The organism is Virgibacillus tibetensis, from assembly GCF_036026595.1.
GTDB classification, from domain to species: Bacteria; Bacillota; Bacilli; order Bacillales; family Amphibacillaceae; genus Virgibacillus_P; species Virgibacillus_P tibetensis.
This window is the reverse complement of record NZ_JARZFX010000002.1, coordinates 429,752-448,141: the sequence shown is the minus strand read 5'-3', so window position 1 is coordinate 448,141 and position 18,390 is coordinate 429,752. Positions and strand designations below refer to the sequence as shown.

The 18,390-nt window shown below is 38.4% G+C and carries 15 protein-coding genes; 10 read left to right on the top strand and 5 right to left on the bottom strand.

Annotated elements, in window-relative coordinates; translation table 11 throughout:
* Positions 1 to 150: 150 nt before the first annotated feature.
* Positions 151 to 1,143, top strand: a complete 993-nt coding sequence (locus tag QGM71_RS06925; protein ID WP_327606796.1) for an LLM class flavin-dependent oxidoreductase — start codon at positions 151 to 153, stop codon at positions 1,141 to 1,143.
* Positions 1,144 to 1,470: 327 nt separating this feature from the next.
* On the opposite strand, the gene QGM71_RS06920 is transcribed toward QGM71_RS06925, so the two are convergent.
* Complete coding sequence (locus QGM71_RS06920; RefSeq protein ID WP_327606795.1) at positions 1,471 to 3,204, bottom strand: sigma 54-interacting transcriptional regulator; 1,734 nt, start codon at positions 3,202 to 3,204, stop codon at positions 1,471 to 1,473.
* A gap of 198 nt (positions 3,205 to 3,402) precedes the next feature.
* Between QGM71_RS06920 and QGM71_RS06915 the strand changes: the two genes are divergently transcribed.
* The 8 genes from QGM71_RS06915 (at position 3,403) to QGM71_RS06880 (ending at position 13,868) form a co-directional block, all read left to right on the top strand.
* The gene (locus QGM71_RS06915; RefSeq protein ID WP_327606794.1) at positions 3,403 to 4,557 is read left to right on the top strand and encodes an amidohydrolase family protein; all 1,155 of its coding nucleotides are present in this window, start codon (positions 3,403 to 3,405) and stop codon (positions 4,555 to 4,557) included.
* Between the two features lie 31 nt (positions 4,558 to 4,588).
* On the top strand, positions 4,589 to 5,950 hold the full coding sequence (locus QGM71_RS06910; protein WP_327606793.1) for an APC family permease: 1,362 nt from the start codon (positions 4,589 to 4,591) through the stop codon (positions 5,948 to 5,950).
* Between the two features lie 15 nt (positions 5,951 to 5,965).
* Positions 5,966 to 7,156, top strand: coding sequence for a M20 metallopeptidase family protein (locus QGM71_RS06905; protein WP_327606792.1), 1,191 nt, complete (start codon positions 5,966 to 5,968; stop codon positions 7,154 to 7,156).
* Positions 7,157 to 7,193: 37 nt separating this feature from the next.
* Positions 7,194 to 8,558 (top strand): glutamine synthetase family protein, encoded by a 1,365-nt coding sequence (locus tag QGM71_RS06900; RefSeq protein ID WP_327606791.1) that lies wholly within the window; start codon positions 7,194 to 7,196, stop codon positions 8,556 to 8,558.
* A 27-nt stretch (positions 8,559 to 8,585) separates the two neighbouring features.
* A complete protein-coding gene (locus QGM71_RS06895) occupies positions 8,586 to 9,917 on the top strand; it encodes an aspartate aminotransferase family protein (RefSeq protein ID WP_327606790.1) in 1,332 nt (443 codons plus the stop codon).
* Between the two features lie 42 nt (positions 9,918 to 9,959).
* Positions 9,960 to 10,655 (top strand): type 1 glutamine amidotransferase, encoded by a 696-nt coding sequence (locus tag QGM71_RS06890; protein WP_327606789.1) that lies wholly within the window; start codon positions 9,960 to 9,962, stop codon positions 10,653 to 10,655.
* A 583-nt stretch (positions 10,656 to 11,238) separates the two neighbouring features.
* The gene (locus QGM71_RS06885; protein WP_327606788.1) at positions 11,239 to 12,087 is read left to right on the top strand and encodes a Yip1 family protein; all 849 of its coding nucleotides are present in this window, start codon (positions 11,239 to 11,241) and stop codon (positions 12,085 to 12,087) included.
* A gap of 14 nt (positions 12,088 to 12,101) precedes the next feature.
* On the top strand, positions 12,102 to 13,868 hold the full coding sequence (locus QGM71_RS06880) for a TcaA NTF2-like domain-containing protein (RefSeq protein WP_327606787.1): 1,767 nt from the start codon (positions 12,102 to 12,104) through the stop codon (positions 13,866 to 13,868).
* A 137-nt stretch (positions 13,869 to 14,005) separates the two neighbouring features.
* Here the strand turns inward: QGM71_RS06880 and QGM71_RS06875 are convergent, their stop codons facing one another.
* Positions 14,006 to 14,449 carry a DUF2663 family protein gene (locus QGM71_RS06875; protein ID WP_327606786.1) on the bottom strand — a complete coding sequence of 148 codons (444 nt, stop codon included), beginning with the start codon at positions 14,447 to 14,449 and terminating at the stop codon, positions 14,006 to 14,008.
* Positions 14,450 to 14,803: 354 nt separating this feature from the next.
* On the opposite strand from QGM71_RS06875, the gene QGM71_RS06870 reads away from it, so the two are divergent.
* On the top strand, positions 14,804 to 15,370 hold the full coding sequence (locus tag QGM71_RS06870) for a DUF7686 domain-containing protein (RefSeq protein WP_456119840.1): 567 nt from the start codon (positions 14,804 to 14,806) through the stop codon (positions 15,368 to 15,370).
* A gap of 257 nt (positions 15,371 to 15,627) precedes the next feature.
* Here the strand turns inward: QGM71_RS06870 and QGM71_RS06865 are convergent, their stop codons facing one another.
* The 3 genes from QGM71_RS06865 to QGM71_RS06855 are packed head-to-tail and all read right to left on the bottom strand — an operon-like array spanning position 15,628 to position 18,182.
* Complete coding sequence (locus tag QGM71_RS06865) at positions 15,628 to 16,113, bottom strand: hypothetical protein (protein WP_327606784.1); 486 nt, start codon at positions 16,111 to 16,113, stop codon at positions 15,628 to 15,630.
* The gene (locus tag QGM71_RS06860) at positions 16,110 to 16,901 is read right to left on the bottom strand and encodes a DUF3100 domain-containing protein (RefSeq protein ID WP_327606783.1); all 792 of its coding nucleotides are present in this window, start codon (positions 16,899 to 16,901) and stop codon (positions 16,110 to 16,112) included. Before QGM71_RS06860 ends, QGM71_RS06865 begins: the two co-directional genes overlap by 4 nt.
* Positions 16,902 to 16,925: 24 nt before the next feature.
* Entirely contained in the window at positions 16,926 to 18,182 is a 1,257-nt protein-coding gene (locus QGM71_RS06855) for a M20/M25/M40 family metallo-hydrolase (RefSeq protein ID WP_327606782.1), read from the bottom strand.
* Between the last annotated feature and the right edge of the window lie 208 nt (positions 18,183 to 18,390).

Below are 18,390 nucleotides of genomic sequence, written 5' to 3'. Positions count from 1 at the left end.
AATTAGTTGGTGCATTCGCACAGTTGCATGATATTACCGATCCATATGCGCATCATCCCGGGGAGTTCTAGTCACATTATTTCCCTTTCTCTTTTGCACCTATTACACTGATAGCATAGAAATTGCGCGAAAGAGCAGGAGGAATTTTTCATGAAATTAAGTGTTTTGGATCAGGTTCCCATTTCACGTCACTCCAGTCCCGAGGAAGCTTTGCAACAGACCCTGGAGCTTGCAAAATGGACGGAGGAATTAGGTTATCATCGTTATTGGGTGGCGGAACATCATAATACGAATGGGCTTGCCAGTTCATCTCCGGAAATTATAATGACTCGAATTGCGTCTGTTACCGAAACGATTAGAGTGGGCTCTGGCGGGGTGTTACTCCCCCAGTACAGTCCATATAAAATAGCGGAGAATTTCAAAACGATAGCGGCATTCTTCCCTGATCGTATTGATTTGGGTGTGGGACGTTCGCCAGGGGGATCCCAGCTTACACGGTCAGCGCTAACAGATAATACGAATAAAAGTTTAGCTGATTTCCCTCGTCAGTTGGCAGATTTACAGGGATTCCTGCATAATACATTGCCAAGAGAACATGACTTTCGTCTTGTAAAAGCAGGACCAAGAGTGGAAAAGGTTCCTCCATTATGGGTGCTGGGCCTATCTGAACGTGGTGCAAAAAATGCTGCTGAATTGGGAGCGGGCTTTGTCTTTGGGCATTTCATCTCTCCTGCGAATGGAAAGCAGGCATTAGAAACGTATCGGGATTACTTTCAAGCCTCAGTGAGTATGGATCGACCTGAAAGCATTGTTTGTATTTTTGTAGTGTGTGCGGAGACGACAGAGATGGCTGAGGAAATGGCCTTGACACAAGATAAGTGGTTACTAAGTGTTGGCAAAGGCGCAGATACGAAAGTACCAACATTGGAAGAAGTAAAAAGAAAGGCATTTAGTCCTGAAGAAATAGAAATTATGCAAGAGAACCGAAAGCGCTGTGTTGTAGGGAATCCTGAAGAAGTAAAAAAAGAACTTATCCGCTTAAGTGATATGTATCAGACCGATGAATTTATGGTTATTACAAATATACATGATTTTGAAATGAAGCTGAAATCGTATCAATTATTGGCAGAAGCATTTGGATAGGTGCGCTAATAGGTGACTATACACTTAGTTGTGGAAATCCTGCAATACGATCATTGGTATTTTACTACCTTGTTACCAAATTTAATTATTTACAGCATTTAACCCCGTATTATTTCTGCAGGGTTAATTTATTCTGTTTTTTATTTAGTAACGGGTAACTGCACATTTTATGATTCTATAGCTGCCATTCCAGCACCATGTTCATTCAGTGCACCCAGTCCGGCAGCTGTTGTGTCTTTTGGAGATACCAGCTAAATAAAAAAGCTACTATTACTATGGACCTTAATAATCCATTATAATAGTAGTTCTTTATTTGTAACATTGTCCTTAAAATCCGAACTTCTTCATCTTATAATTAAGATTTTGTCTGGATATTCCTAAAATCTTTCCGGCATTTGTTATATTGCCATCCGCCTTCTTAATAGCCTCGTCAATTAATTTCCGTTCAAGCATTGCCTTCTGTTCTTCCAAAGTGCCATGGGAGGTCAGTAGAGAATTGTCATCTGAATGGTAACTTTCGTTTGTTTTTATCATTCCATTTTTGAAAAATAAGGGAAGATGATGGGTAGATATTTTTTTCTCATCATCAATTAAATTAAGTGCGCCCTCAATAGTGTGCTCTAATTGCCGAACATTTCCTGGCCAGTGATAGCTTAGTAGAAAATCCATTACTTCAGGATCGATGTCGTTAATCTCTATATTTAATATCTTGGAGTGTTTATCAACTAACCCTTCAATTAATAGTGAAATATCATCTTTTCGGCTGCGTAATGGTGGAATCTCCAGGTTGACAACACTTAAGCGGTAGAAGAGATCCTCACGTAGTCTCTTTTCCTTAATTGCTTTATGTGGATCTTCATTAATTGTTGCAATAATACGTACATCCGTACCTATTGTTTTCTTAGATCCAATTCGCTGAACTTTTTTATCTTGAATAAATCGTAATAGCTTGGCCTGTAGATCCGGCCCCATCGAATTGATTTCATCCAACAAGAGGGTTCCGTTGTCAGCTTGTTCAAAAATACCTGGTCTATCAATTGCTCCAGTAAAGCTGCCAGCAGTGGTTCCAAAAAGCATTCCCTCCAATAGGCTTTCTGGAACTGCTGCACAGTTCTGTGCAATAAATTTATTGTCTTGACGAGGGCTTTCATTATGGATGCTCTGTGCAAAAAGCTCCTTACCGGTTCCGGTCTCTCCGATTAAAAGAACATTGGAGGGGGTTCTTGATGCGCGTTTTGCCTGTTCTATAGTCAGCTCCATTTCAGTGCTTCTATGGATAATATGGTTGAAATGAAAGTCAGTATTGTTTTTTCGATCCTGATTCTTTTTCGGTTGCTCACTAGAATTTTGTTTCATATTTAAGATGGTGTCTTCTAAATGTTTTTGATTAGTAATGTCCTTGTCAATCTGTACTGCACCGAGAGGCTGGCTGCCGTTATAAAGGGGAAGTGTGTTGGAAAGCGTTATAAGGGCTTTTCCATCACTAGTAAACTTGGTTTCTCTTTGATTCAGTTTTTTTCCAAGCTGTAATGTTTTCAAGAGCTTACTGGAGTTTTTATCTGTATCTGGAAAAGCAGCCGTCCATAGTTTGTTTCTTACTGTATCAGGTTCACGGGCATCAATTTCCCCCATTTTTTTGTTGTAGAGAATAATCTTTCCGTCTTGGTCAATAGCGCAAATACCTTCTGATAATTGATCAATAATTTGGTGAAAGCTGTTGAGCTCCTTCCTTTTTTCCTTTATTTCCAGCTTAAATAAATGTTCCTGGGATATGTTTTTGAATATGTAGAGAAAATTTCCTTCGACTGGCTTAATATTAAGCAGCAGTTCTTCTGTTCCAAAAGTAAGATTAATTCCAGTCGTTTCTTTTTGTGGGATAGCACGTTTTTTTAGACTTTCAGGGAGGAGTTCAAAAATAGAGGTTCCTTCCATACTGGATGTAGAAATGGAAAAAATCCTTTTCGCAGTTCGGTTCATATCTAGTAAATATCCATCTTGATCTGCAAGGACAATGCCTTCGAATAACATATTCCACATTTCTTTTAACATAATAGTATTCATTTCCCTTCCTCCTATTAATTTTTAAAAATTATAACATAAAGAAAAGAATTTTTCGAAAATTATTTTTCCTAGAAAGTTTTTTTTCTTCTAAATTGACTATGTATTCTTATAATTACCAAGGAACATAGGCTTTTTTAAAATTATAAAAAGTTGGCACAAATTTTGCAAATAGTAAGTAAATAAGAGGGAGGTATTAGCATGGGTATTAATTTGGGTGAAATAAAAACAATTGATGTTCACTGTCACCCGTTTATAGCGAATGAAAAACCTTATAGGGAAGAGGAATTTTTGAGGGTATTGTCACTATCAGTCATTCCGGATATGTTCAAAGCAGGAAATATGAATCGTAACGGTGTTTATCCAGGAATGAACATGTATATGCAAATTACTATTCGGAAATTAGCAAAATATTTTTCTTGTGAGCCTGTATTGGAAGAAGTAGTCAAGAAGAGAAATGAACTAGCGAAGGATTTTCCGTTATATACACAAGAACTTTTTGATGATGTGCGTTTAGAGGGACTGTTGGTGGACTTTGGGTATCCAAAACCACACATATCGCATCAGGAATTTCGAAAGAATACTGGTTTCGAATCATTGGAAATTTATCGCATTGAACCTGTAATGGATAAGTTGCGAAACGAGCACAGTAATTTTTCCGATTTTATTGATAATTATCGCTTGGATTTAAGAAGCGCTTTGGAGGCAAATCATGTTGTGGGTTTGAAATCGATTATTGCTTATCGTAGTGGACTTGACATTGGAGCGAAAGATGAAAAGAAGGCAAAGCAAGATTATGCACAGTTCGTAAAAAATGAAAGAGCTGTTGCAAAATCACTAAGAGATTATTGTATGCATATTGCAATGGAGGAATGTACCCATACGGATAAGGTGATGCATATTCACACAGGGGTAGGCGATGGGGAGGTTGTTTTGCCCAAGTCGAGCCCGAGTTTATTGATTGACATGCTTCGAGAAAAAAATTATGAAAATACGAAGGTACATTTAGTACATGGTGGCTATCCGTGGATGGATGAAGCTGGTTTTATAGCTAGTATTTTACCGAATGTTTATTTGGATATATCCTTGCAAAATCCGTTTGCTGGGCATGGAGTAAAACGAATTATTTCTCAAGTATTCGAATTTGCACCCTTTAACAAGGTAATGTATGGATCGGATTCGTTTACCATTCCTGAAATGAACTGGTTGGGTGTGAAGCTATTTAAGGAATGCTTTGAACAGGTCCTGGATGAGTGGGTGGAATTGGATTATATGGATAAGGATATGGCTTATCTAATTGGTGAAATGGTTCTCTATCGTAATTTTGAAGCGGTTTATGGTAAGTCAGGGAGTTAACGAAAAAAAATTATAAAAGGAGTTGAATTATTTGAAAAACAGGGGTTTGGATAGTTTACCAAAAAATACGATGGGTTTTTGGATGATTTGGGCATTAGGTGTAGGGGCAGTAATTGGGGATGGCATCTTTCTAATGATGGGGGAAGGGATCGCCACCGCGGGACCTAGTGCAATATTTGCTTATATCATTGCTGGAATTTTCCAGCTATTCTTAATGGTTGCTTTGGCGGAATTAGCAGTTGGTATGCCAAATGCTGGTGCTATGTCGAAGTGGGTAGAGCGTTTTATGGGGAGTTCATGGGGATTTTTGAGCGGATTTCTATTCGCGATTGGTTGGGTTATTGTTGGTGGTAGTGTTGGTTTAGCACTTGGGACAATCACCCAGTGGTTCTTTCCCAATTTAACCGGAGATTATTGGCAGATTGTCTTTGCTGTATTTTTTCTGACCGTATTCGCTTTGTTGAATATATTTGGTACAAATCTTGCTGCACGTTCGCAACTCATAATGGTCCTGATTCTAACTACGATTATGGCTTTGTTTGCGCTTATTGGCTTGAAGGATGTAAAGATGGAAAACTTTTCTCCTATGATGCCTCATGGTTTAGATGGTTTCTGGTCAGCTATTCCTCTCGGTACGTATGCATATTTAGGAGCAGTAACTTTAGCAACAGCTGGAGGAGAATTGAAGAAACCGAAAGACCTTCCTAAAGCTTTGATTTGGTCAAGTATTACTTTTATCATCTTGTATTCTGCTGCACAGTTTACATTACAAGGGATTATTCCATGGGAACAGGTTTCGATTGATAGCTCACCCTTTACTCTAGCTGCAGAGCAGGTTTTTGGTTTTGCAGGTGCATTCATCGTAAATGTTGCTGCATGGATTGCAGCAGCCACATGTATTCTAATGGGTACACTTTATTCAGCATCTAGAATATTTTATGCACAGTCGAAGGAAGGATATTTACCAAAATTCTTTTCGTATATACATCCAAAGACAAAAACACCAGTTTATAGTATTGCAGTTATATGGGCAGCGTCTGTTTCGTTAATTTTGATTGGTTCTATTAACCCACATTTAATTTATGTAGAATTGTCTAATCAATTAGTACTTGCTTGGCTGGTATCTTGGACATTGGCATTGATGGCTTCGGTTCTGTATAGAAGAAGGAATCCCGAAGAAATAAAAGGATTGCCATGGAGACAGCCTTTGTATCCTTTATTTCCTATTTTGGCATTCGTAGGCATTATCATTGTATTTGTGGGATCATTTATCGGATCACCAATGACACTCGTCCGCGGCATAATCTGGATGGGATTAATCTACATTCTCTTCAAATTATTGTATAAACCAAATCAAGAAAATGAGATAAAAAATTATGAAAAACCAATGTAATTGGATGTGATTAAAATGATAAGTAAACAATCTGAGCCATGGAGATGGCATGAGGAATTAAATAATGAATTATATGGAATCAGAAAGCATCTTCATCAATATCCAGAGCTTTCATTTCAGGAAGAGAACACACAAAAATATATCTGTGCTTGCTTGGAACGATGGGGGATTCCTTATCAGAAAATGAGTGACACAGGAATAGTAGTTGATATATGGGGAGAAAAAGGAGATGGAAAGCATATAGCCTTACGGGCAGATATAGATGCACTCCCAATTGAGGAAAGATCTGATGTTTCATTTCCATCTAAAAATAAAGGAGTAATGCATGCTTGTGGGCATGACGGGCACACCACTATTTTATTAGGAGCCATTAATCACCTGTGGAAATATAAATCAAAATTGAGTGGACTAGTAAGATGTATCTTCCAGCCTGGAGAAGAGGCGGAAGGTGCTGCTAAAAAGATGATTGCTGACGGCGTGTTGAAAAATCCGAACATAGAAAGTGTTATTGCACTTCATTTATGGCCTAAGCTTCCGTTTGGTTCTATCGGTTTAAAAACAGAAGCTGTAACAGCAGCCTGTGATGATTTTGTAATCGAGATCGCTGGAGAAGGAGGGCATGCAGCACGCCCCCACCAATCGATTGATGCCATTGCGATTGGGGTTGAAGTTGTCCATGCTCTAAAGTTTATCACTACAAAATGGTGTGACCCGGTTGACCCAGCGATCATTCATGTTGGTAGGTTTGATGGTGGTAAAGCAAATAATATCGTTGCAGACAAGGTGGTTATCGAAGGAACCATTCGTACTATTTCTTCGGATGTTCGAAAAAAAATGAAAGACAAGTTTATCGAACTTGTGTCTGGAATCACCAAACAATTTGGAGGAGATGTCAAAGTTGATTTCTTTAATGGCCATCCGGCAGTGATAAATGATGTGGGAATAACGAAGCAAGTGAAAGAGAGTGCTGAAGAAATAGTGGGAGTAACCAGTGTCTATGATTTAGAAAAGCCTTCTATGGGAGCAGATGACTTCGGTTATTTTTCCGAATTGATTCCAAGTACTTATTTCCGGTTGGGAATAAAAGAGGAAGGCAAGGAGATATATGATCTCCATCATCCAAAATTTTATTTTAATAAAGAAATTATTCCGATTGGATCAAAGGTATTGACAAACTATGCTGTTAATTGCTTAAAGACAACTTAAATAGAGATAGTTCATTCAAACTAAAGGAGAGGATTTTATGTTTACAACAGAGAATGATCAAGCAAAAAATACCGTACTGGAAATTGTTGAAAAAGAGAATATCGAATTTATACGAGTTGAATTTCTTGACTACACAGGAGTTACCAGGGGAAGAACCATCCGAAAAGGGAGTTTGAAGAGTGCAATGGATAAAGGAGTGAATTTCAGTACAGCAATCATGAGCTTTAATGTGTTTGATGAATTTATTCCAAATGGTATGTATGGTTCAAACGATGGTGATTTCTTTGCGGTCCCGGATCCAAAAACGTTTGCAGTTATTCCTTATCGAAAAAATACAGCACGGATGCTTTGTGACCTAGTCGATGAAAATGGTGATCCGTGGAAGGGTTGTCCTCGTAATGCTTTAAAAGGACTTTTGAACAAAGTAGAGTCTATTTTGGGTGGGAAGTTAAATATGGCATATGAACAAGAAGCATATTTATTAGAAGAAAAGAATGGTCAAATTTCTCCTGCAGACGATAGTCATTGTTTTTCAACGGATGGAGTCGATATCCAAGAAGACTTTGTACAGGATTTTGTTTATTCTCTGGAAGCGATGGGGGTAGAAACAGAACAAATTTCAAGCGAATATGGACCAGGGCAACTAGAGATTAACTTAAAATATACGGATGCATTAAAAGCCACAGATGATCAGGTTACATTCATTCATTTATTCAAACAGCTTGCTCGAAAAAAAGGGAAGATTGGTACTTTGATGCCAAAACCTTTCGAGCATCTGCCAGGAAGTGGATTGCATGTTCATATGAGTTTATACAATGAAGATGGTGAGAATTTATTTGAAAACATTACAGATCAGAGGGGGCTTGACCTATCCCAAGATGCATACTATTTTATTGGCGGACTTCTAAAGCATGGTCGTTCTCTTGTGGCTATTGGTGCTCCAAGCTTTAATTCGTATAAACGGATGCTTCCAGGTTCTTGGGCACCAGCGCATATATGCTACGGTGACGCAAACCGCTCAGTTCTGGTTCGTGTACCTGAAAAGAGGCGGGAGAGAAGGTTTGAATTCCGTGGTGCAGATGGGACATGTAATCCATATCTACTTAGTACTAGTTTATTGGCAGCCGGACTTGACGGTATCCAAAATAAAATTGATCCAGGTGATCCAATCCGGGAAGATGTAAGCAACCTTAATGAGATAGAATTAAAAGAACTTGGTGTTTCCTGGGTTCCCCGAAATCTAAATGAAGCATTAAAGAGCCTTGAAGAAGATACTATATTGGCAGATACGATTGGCCGTGATATTTGGTCAGAATTTATCAATGTTAAACGTAATGAATGGGAAAAGTATAGTAAACATGTGAGTGATTGGGAACTAGCTACGATGTCCAAGATGTATTAACTATATTTACATTTGGAGGGACAATAGATGAATAGTGAGGAATTACTTCAAGCTGATTCAAAAATAATTTCAAATGCTTTGAAAATACGTTTTTATCCAATTACAGTAAAAGCGGCTAAAGGGACGAAGATTATTGATCATCAAGACAAGGAGTATTTGGATTTAACGGCAGGTTGGGCTGTTGCAAACACCGGGTATGGAGATAAGCGAGTTGCTGACAAATTGCAGGAGCAGTATGAAGCCTTATCTTTCACCACTCAGTTAAGTGCTCCAGAAGAAAACATGGTTCACCTGGCTGAAAAGTTGATATCCATCATCCCGGGTGATTTTGAAAAGAAAGTATGGTTCGGCCATTCCGGATCTGATGCAAATGAATGTATTGCTAAATTGGTACCGCTCTCACAGAATAAGCCGAGGATGTTATCATTTATGGGCGGATATCATGGTCAAACGCTGGGCTCAATGTCCTTATCCGGGCATCCCGCTCAGTCCAAGTTCATCGGTAGTGGAAATGTGGTAAAAGTACCCTATCCTAACCCATATAGACCATTATTTGGGTCAAAAGAAAACTTAACTGGGAACATTATTGATTTTATTGAGTCGGAAGTATTTACTACCATTTCACCACCAGAAGATACAGCTGGAATTGTAGTGGAAGGGATTCAAAGCGATGGAGGGCTTGTTGTTCCTCCGGATGATTTTCTTCCAGAGTTAAAAAAATTATGTGAGGATCATAATATATATCTTATTATGGATGAAGTGAAAGTTGGACTAGGACGAACTGGGGAATGGTTTTCGTTTGATCATGCGAGTGTAGCGCCAGATGCAGTGGTTCTAGGAAAACCACTAGGAGGTGGGATGCCAATCAGTGCGGTGGTTGGCAGGAAGGATATATTGGATGCTGGTACAGCTGTTCATATGTTTACAGCCAGCGGCAATCCCCTGAGTTCCGCTGCTGCCCTGGAGACACTTTCTATCATTAAAGAGGAAAAATTAATCAGAAATGCAAAAGAGATAGGAGAGTATTTTTCCCAACAGTTATGTGAGCTGCAAGCGAGGTATGAAATTATCGGTGATGTCCGCGGAAAAGGATTGGCCATTGGTGTAGAGCTTGTAGAGGACGGGGAGACAAAAACACCTGCAATAGAAGAAACTGCAGCTGTATGTTACCGATCCTATGAATTGGGCTTATTGGTTTATTATGTCGGCATTCATAGCAATGTGATAGAAATTACCCCACCACTTACCATTACTAAAGAGGAAGTTGATTTTTCAATATCAGTTCTCGATCAGGCATTTAAAGACTTGGAAGAGAAGAAAATTGATATAGAGAAAGTTAGAAAATACAGTGGTTGGTAAATCAATTATGTATTCAATACAATGATGAATAGAGGGAAATAAATGCGAGTTCATACATTAATCAATCATCCTCTTTCAACACCAGGGTTGATTGGAGAATGGGTAGCTAATAGAGGGTATACGACTTCCTCTACATTGGTATATAAAGAAGAGCAATTTCCGGAAATAGGTAATTTTGATATGCTGATCATTCTCGGTGGCACCATGGGAGCTTATGAAGAAAAGAAACATCCGTGGCTTAAACTGGAGAAGCAATTTATAAGGAAAGCCACTCAAGCAAATAAACTTGTACTTGGTATCTGCCTTGGCGCACAGCTTATCGCCGAGGCCTTAGGTGGCAAAGCTTATCCGCATATCAACCAAGAAATAGGATGGTCACAGTTACAGCTTACAAAACAAGGAAAAAGTGAAAGGCTCTTTAGACATCTATCGCATAAATTTACTGTTTTTAGTTACCATGGAGATACATTTGATCTTCCACCTGGTGCTGTACTGCTAGCTGAGGGAAGAGGCTGTAAAAATCAGGCATTTGTGTATGGAGAAAGGGTCGTAGGTCTTCAATTTCATCCTGAGTTTGATTATACAATTTTGAATAATATAGTGAGGGAATTCGGAGATGAGATTAAAGCTGGCCCCTATGTACAAGTACCTTCTGAGTTCCATGGAAGAGATGATTTAATAGATGGAGCTAAAAATTTTCTGTTTCAATTGTTGGATAACATGGTTGAGTCGAGATGAGAAGAGATGAGTGCCTGTCACTTCCCGGTTTTTGTCGAAGGGGTGGGTAAACGAGGCATCTCTTGAGTGAGCGCAGTAGTGGAATGTAAACACTAGTTTTAATAGGAAATAGAAAAACCGCCAGTACAATGGCAGTTTTTCTATTAGGTACTGCATTGTATACTTAATATAAAGTTCGATACGATAGTTGAGGAGAAGAAGATGGGGAAGAAGAACTCGACAGTTCTTTACCGAAGCGTGATGAATATGCAAGAAACTATTTGTATTCCTAGACTGAAAATATTTAGTGAGAAGTAAAAGGATATCGGTTATTACTATAGAAGAAAATGATCAAAAAAGCAGAGCAGCTTAAATACGTGCTTTGTTTTTTTATGCAACCAATCTAGTTATATACCTGAAATTCGAATTTTTTTCGAATAATGGCAAGTCTAAAATCTCGTAATAAAGTTGAAGGAAATAATAAATAACAAAAAAACTTACCTTTTTACCGAATTTTACCTAAATTTAATACTATTATGCTATAATTTTATAGAATTATGTCATATATAGGTACATAGTCATAAAAATAACAGGCGGTGGTAAAATGAAATGCGAAAAATGTGGTTTTGAACAAGAAGTTGGAAAGTTTTGCGGGCAATGTGGGGCTCCAATCCCTAAAGAGGAAACAAATAAGGAGCAATTCAGTAGAAGAGAGGAAGTACCAGGTCAGAATACTGGGGAAACAGTACATACAGAACACCTAGCAACAACAGATCATACGTATTCTAACCAGACTCAACCTTCCGTTGGAGAACAGACAAATACAGATGCCATGGAAAAGGTGAAGCATACATCAAAAGATTACTGGGCCTTTTTTAAGGAATATCTTAAACATCCTTCCCGTATCTTTACCAATCGAGAAGAATCTTTTAAAAATGGTTTAATTAGTATGGCTATTGTTGCATTCATGATGGCTGTGTCGTCAGCGATGCTTTATGGCAGTTTCATGGATATGGCTTATTATTATAATGGTCCATCGGGGCTCTCTATCTTTGGTTATACGTTAGTATTCATTGCAGTTAGTATGGTTATTATTCTATTCATTTTATTTTTGGTTAATCAGCTTTTTGGAACAGCATACTCATTCAAAGAGATGACTAGTGTATATGGCGCACATCTTGTACCTGTCATTATTGTGATTGCTGCAGCATTTCTTCTAATCCTGTTAAAGTCTTTTACAATTGGCGGATATTTACTGCTTATATCATTTGGTTTAGTTGTAACGACTTTTCCTATTTACTTGATCAGTAGTTTACTAACACGCCAGTCTAAAAACCTGGATCCGCTATATGGATATTTAACTTACTTAGTATTAATGGGCGTAGCCTTCTTAATCTTCGTAGTTGTACTGATGGATTCAACATTCGGTCGTATGTTGAACCAGTTCTATTAATGGGGTGACTTAGAATGACAAGATTTTGCCAGGAATGCGGAAAAAAAGCAAATCCAGAAGATAAGATGTGTGTTCATTGTGGCACGAAGCTTCCTACTATCGTGAACAACAAAGTGGGGGAAGAAAAGAGGCAGCGATCTGAGAAAGCTCCTCTTTCTAAGAAGAAAAAGATTGTGTATAGTGCAGTTGGTATGTTAGCGATTTTTTCCATTGGATTTATTTTATGGGCCCAGTCCTATCAGTCCGCTAGTTCCGTAGAGAAGCGTTTTGTAAATGCAATTACAGAGAAAGACGAACAGGCTGTTACGAAACTAGTAGTCCATCAGGATGGTTCATCTGCGACAAAGGCAGAAGCCGAGGCATTGATTAAGTTGGCTGAAGAAGAAGGAACATCGGTAGTGGGAGACTTGGTTTCTGTTCAACCGCATGATAAATTTCTTTTTGTCTTTACAGCACGTAAAGTGGAAGCAATAGATCAATATGCAGTTTATACGGAACCGATTGAGGGGTTGTCCTTTCTTTTTAATGAAAAGGAAATGACGCAACAGCAACCAGCAGAGGATGAAATGATTTATGGTCCATTCATTCCTGGCTCCTATGAACTGGAGGCAGTATTCTCAGGAAAGTATGGAGAGACTAAAAAATCTGGTCGTATAACATTGGCTGACACCTATGGAAATCCGACAAATGTGGATATGGATATCAATGTCTCCAAGGTTGTTTTTTACGTCACTAATTATAATGATCTTGATTTGGAGAAAAGCTTCCTAAAGCTTGGCGAGGAAAAAATACCGCTCCAAGAAGATGGAAGTACAAAAGCTGTTGGGCCATTTATTCTTGATGGTTCCCAGCAAATTCAGACAAGTGTCTCGATGCCATGGGGAGAGGTCGTTTCCGAAGCCTTTCAAATTACGGAGGCAGAGATGGTCGTCTTTGCCGATGTACTATCTGAAAAACAATACAGCGGGTTGAAAGATACATTGAAAGATTTCGGTGAACAATATGTGGAGTCGCTTGCAGGAAAAGATGCTTCCTTGCTGAAAGTGGTTTCTGAAGATCTCCAATCCATGATTAATGACGAGGTGGATGAGTACTGGTTTTACAGTGGTAAATTTGAACAATTAGAAATTGACCAAAACTCTATCCAAGTGGACAGTAGCTCCAAGGCACCAGTAATTGAAATTCTAAGCCAATATAGCTTTAATGAAGCAGTACATGAATTGGAAGAAACACCGGATTTTTATGATGTGAGCTTTATTCTAAGAATGAATCTCGTTTATAACACGGATGAGAAGCAGTGGAAAATTGTTTCTATGACAGATGATAGTTACACTTATTTTGATCCTACTGATAAAGTGTCGGGTTCTGGTACGGTCTTTGGTCCAGATGAAGAGGCGGTCGCTAAGGCGAAAAGTAATATCCTGAACGCAGAGATTGCCAGCTTTATGGAGTCATATACCAGATCAAGTGTTGATGCAATTAATTACAGAAATTACTATTATGTGGAAGATTATATCGCTGACGATAGTCCACGAGCAAAAGAAGCGGAGGAATATATAGACTATCTAGAAGAAAAAGGGATTACAGAGGATCTACTGGAAACAGAATTGGAATCAGTGGAAAAGATAGATGACAGCACATGGAATGTGACGATGGTCGAATCCTTTACGATTTATAATCCCGATTCTTCCCAGGATAAAACATTCCGTACAAAGGTCGTGCTGAAAAAAATAAATGACGAATACAAAGTCTATGAATTAGTTGAAACAAAAGAAGTTTAGGAAGTGCCAATTCCCCGGGGGGTGGGTGCCTGTCACTTCCCGGTTTTTGTCGAATTTTCTTGAATACATTGCGGGTGCCAGCCTCCGAATGCTTTTAACCATCAAAGCTTAAGGAAAGGCTGGCACCTCCTTTGTTTTTAATTGCTTTTGTACCTGACATTAATTCCGTATTGTTCCATATATCTGGATATTTGGTCTCTGGTAGGTGAATGTTCATTTATGTACCACGTATTATTCAAGTGTTCGATAGTTTCCACTCGTAACGCTTCAAACTTCTTTTTAAACTTTTCTGCATTAGCCAAATAGCCCAACTGTTTTAAGTGAAAATAAGCTATTATTACAAACCAAATGATGTGGAAAATATTCATAATAAAATCTGTTATAAGAAAAAGTATGTTTTCCTCGTGTTGGAAGTAAAGAAAGAAGGGAGTATAAATCACAAATAAGACAGCTAATATCATTGTTAAATTATTATAGAGTTCATACCGTGAAAATAATCCATCCGTCTCTTTCTTCTTGTCAAGGAGTGTTTCTAACATTATCTGTGTATCTTCTGTTACTTTATTTCTCCATGATTCCAAAATTTATCACCTCATAAATATATATATGAGGCTGTCCACAAATATAGATGTAAATTTAAAATTGTTAATGCATAGATTGAACGCACTGTATCCAAAGAGAAATGGGAATAAAAACGGATTATTATCATTAATCAAGTCGCATTCTATATCGTGTAAAGAAATAGAACCAACATAGAAATATCATTCTACTAAAACGGGAAGTGACAGGCACTACCTTGGTAATAAAGAATAATTTTTCAAATTTTTCTATGTATTTCTATTAACAGGAATGAAAAATCTAGTTATAATGTAATCCATAGAAACTGAGAAGTTTACTCTCTTCTTGGTTATTTTATTATAAGGACTGAGACCAATATGAATATGTGCGATAAATGTATGAAAAATAGCGCGAGAATCATGTTAACTACGGAGGATGGGCAGCAGGAAGCACTTTGCCAAGATTGCTATAACGAGGATCTGTCAGTGGAATTAGGAATCCCTTTGGAGAAGCAGCCTAAATCCTTTACCGTAAAAGATGCAAATGGAGCCGTCAGACATTTCACTGTTGAAAAAACATTATTCCCAATGGGTATCTCCTTAGAAGCGGTAGAGACTATTGGCTACGGGTACAAATATGGCGTTCATGGAGAGTTAGAATGTGATCAGCAGCAGCTGTTTCAAAAACTTGTTAGTAAGGTAAAACGTGGCGTTGCTCGCAATTATATTAAAGAGGTACATATGCCAAATGGCATAAAGGTAAATTCAATGACTGGTGATCGCCTTGTCGGTAGAATTGAGTATAGTGAGGAAACAGGCGATGTTCCTTTGCTCATTATTGACGGTAAACCCTATACATGGGATGAAATTGGCAAAATATTGATGAGCAACGAAGGATTTCAGTTTCGGCTGGATATTATTGATATGACGGATGACGCAAATTAGGGTACAATCCCAGATTTCTGCTGTATTTGTCAAATAGATACCAAATGCCACTGGTGCTTAATTGCAGAGTTTATTGCAATAATTGTCAGTGGCATTTGGTTTTTAAGGGCATTTAAAGTCTGCTTTTTACCTGTGCAAAGTGACTTTACTTGATTCAGGGTATGTGAGTCTGCACCTTAGTTCACAAGGGAATATTTTTCGACAAAAACCGGGAAGTGACAGGCACCTACCTCTACGGGAAGCGGCACCCCTTTTGTCTACCTCTCCGCCAGGAACAACCCTAGTTGGGCGAGTAATGCACTGCCGGCGTATGTGCCTGTGAATACAAATGCGGCTACAATGGCTACTTTCCAAGATGTGTTTCGCAAGTCTTTTAGGCGGTTCGCTACTGAGAGCCCCGCAAATGTTAAGATTGGTGTAGTAATGGAAAGGAAATCAACTGACTGAATTGCTTGTACAAAAAAGTCGGAAACCAAACATAGTATAAGGGAAGTTATTGATACCCACCCCAATATTGGAAAATCCCGAATAATTTTAAAAGGAGATTTCTGCATTAAATCAGAGACCATAATGCCAATCATTGAAAACAGCCATAAAACAATAAGTCCTGCCCCAGTCATCCATGTAACTGGTGTGGAGTCCGGGTTTTTAAGTAATTTAATTTCCTGAGTAAATAAGATTAATAAAACACTTAGAAGAAGGATTAACCCATATTTTATATATCTTCTTTTGTTTGAACTCATTTATTGTCACTCCTAACGAGTCTTTTATACATAAGTTTTTGTAAAGGTGCAGCTAAAAATACCATCGTAAAAGTACCGATAAAACTGGTGATTAACTGACTTGCAGACGCATATGCCAAAATGGTACTTTCCATTTCAGGCACCCGGGCAACCAATGTAGCGGATGCGGCACTCATCATGCTTCCGGATCCAACACCTGAGGCCATCGCTAAAGCTTCTACCCGAAAGCCGAAGTCTAATAATAATGGTGCAAATACACTGAAGAAAATGGCTCCGAAAAGTGTTCCAATAATATAAATAGAGAGAACGCCTCTTCCTTCTTTCGATTCAAGTGTGTATTTTTCCGAAATATATGCGAGTTCACCTTCGCGTCCGATTCCTAAAGTAGCTCCAATTGCTTCACGTCTTAGCCCTAGCATGATAGCAATAGGTAAACCTATAATCACGGTGCCAAGGTTACCGAGCTCCTGAATGATGAATACCCAGCCAACCTGCAAGATCTCCCGGATTTGCGGTGCTACATCTGCTCCGTATCTTGCCATTAATGGCAGCATGATAAAAATAAGGTATTTCCCAGCAAAATTAACATTGCGTTCACTGTATACCTTTTTCCAGATCCCTTTTCTAAATACTTGAAAACCTAGTATCATCGTGAGCAGGATGGCATATACCAGTGGGAGCAAACCGATTGTAACGGGCCCAAGTGGAATGCTTTGAAAACCGATCATTTCCGCTATCGTAATGGTTGCTAATACAAAAATAAGTAACAAAACAAAATTCTTCTTCATATTTATCCTCATTCCAAATTAGATTTATTCAATAATGGAAGCAATCAGGTTCTCATACTCCTCATATGTTCTTCGATAAATTTGAGATTTATCAATTCCGTTCATTTTTTTCAGTGTCTGTGCAAGATACCTCGGGAAAATTTCATAAATGAATTCAGGATCGATATCAATAAAGTCGTCTCCATGGATAGTGCCTGTAAATCCACTGTAGCCAATTTGTATACATGGCATCATATAGGAAAGGTCTCCAATATCTCCTGCAGCACTAATAAAGTTATCATTAGTAATAGCTGGGATTTCATTGTTTTCCTTAAATGCCTCCATAGCAAATGTGGATAAGTAGCGGTCTTGTACAAATGGCAAGTATCCCATTTGCGTGTGTGAATCAACTTCCCCTTGCAAGGCGATGGCACTTCCTTTGGCGGCATCATCTAGTTTAACTGCTGCCTTTTTCAGATAATCTACCGTCTTGGTTCGCAAATCGGTACCTACTTTAATATGGTTGGGAACCACATTGGTAGACATATCTGAATCCATTACAATCGGGTTAATCCGGACATGTTCAGCTTCATCTAATTGCTGGCGGCCAAGGCCAACTGCTGTATTAAATAAGGTGGACATGTTGTATGCATTTTTTCCAGAAAAAGGATCGAAGCCGGCATGGGAGGCTTTTCCTTTAAATGTGTATTTTTTATAAAGGAAACCTGCCAAATCGCAATTGACCTCCACGGTTCGCTTGGAAAGCTCGCCACCAATCGCATGTACACAAATGCTCATATCAACATCATCAAAAACACCGAGTTTCATCGCTTCGGGCTTACCACCATAATGGGTGATTTTGCCTTCTTTCATTAAATTATCACGGTAATCTAGGTCCAAATATTCTTCTGCTGGTACAAAGACAAAGCTAATCCTATAATTCAACTCTTTATAAGCGCCAGTGGTAAAGAGGTGGTTGTACAGTGCAAGTGCAATTCCAACCTGCGAATAATGTCCACAATTATGGGCCGCACCAGTTTCTTTATCTGCATACATATGACTTGGAGCGTAAACCGCATCGAGTTCTGCAATAAATGCAAGATGAAGATCTTTAGAACCATCACCAAGGCTAGTTCTAAATCCAGTTAAACTAAATTCCTCGAATTGGATGTTTGGATTTACATGTTTCAAGTGGTCAATAACAATCTGTTTCGTACGTGTTTCCTTATAACCCAGTTCCGGATGATGGTAGATATCTGTTGCTAAATCTTTAATAACATCGTATTGTTTTTTAAATTGCAACCTTAAGACCCCCAGGTGGAATGTATAGTTAAAAATAAAAAAGTTGTGTTTTTGGCAAAAATATTATTAATTTATAGTAGCACTTAGTTAAAAGTGAGTCAATGGCGAATGTTAATTAATATAAATTGGTAAACGTTTGCTTTTTGGGTGATTTTTGAAATTTTACATATAATTATACAGTCTGGGTAGATAATTGGTCGGTTGACTG

Coding starts and splice junctions, on each gene's coding strand:
- QGM71_RS06925 (WP_327606796.1), top strand. CDS start 151: ATGAAATTAAGTGTTTTGGATCAGGTTCCCATTTCACGTCACTCCAGT.
- QGM71_RS06920 (WP_327606795.1), bottom strand. CDS start 3,204: ATGAATACTATTATGTTAAAAGAAATGTGGAATATGTTATTCGAAGGC.
- QGM71_RS06915 (WP_327606794.1), top strand. CDS start 3,403: ATGGGTATTAATTTGGGTGAAATAAAAACAATTGATGTTCACTGTCAC.
- QGM71_RS06905 (WP_327606792.1), top strand. CDS start 5,966: ATGATAAGTAAACAATCTGAGCCATGGAGATGGCATGAGGAATTAAAT.
- QGM71_RS06900 (WP_327606791.1), top strand. CDS start 7,194: ATGTTTACAACAGAGAATGATCAAGCAAAAAATACCGTACTGGAAATT.
- QGM71_RS06895 (WP_327606790.1), top strand. CDS start 8,586: ATGAATAGTGAGGAATTACTTCAAGCTGATTCAAAAATAATTTCAAAT.
- QGM71_RS06890 (WP_327606789.1), top strand. CDS start 9,960: ATGCGAGTTCATACATTAATCAATCATCCTCTTTCAACACCAGGGTTG.
- QGM71_RS06885 (WP_327606788.1), top strand. CDS start 11,239: ATGAAATGCGAAAAATGTGGTTTTGAACAAGAAGTTGGAAAGTTTTGC.
- QGM71_RS06880 (WP_327606787.1), top strand. CDS start 12,102: ATGACAAGATTTTGCCAGGAATGCGGAAAAAAAGCAAATCCAGAAGAT.
- QGM71_RS06870 (WP_456119840.1), top strand. CDS start 14,804: ATGAATATGTGCGATAAATGTATGAAAAATAGCGCGAGAATCATGTTA.
- QGM71_RS06865 (WP_327606784.1), bottom strand. CDS start 16,113: ATGAGTTCAAACAAAAGAAGATATATAAAATATGGGTTAATCCTTCTT.
- QGM71_RS06860 (WP_327606783.1), bottom strand. CDS start 16,901: ATGAAGAAGAATTTTGTTTTGTTACTTATTTTTGTATTAGCAACCATT.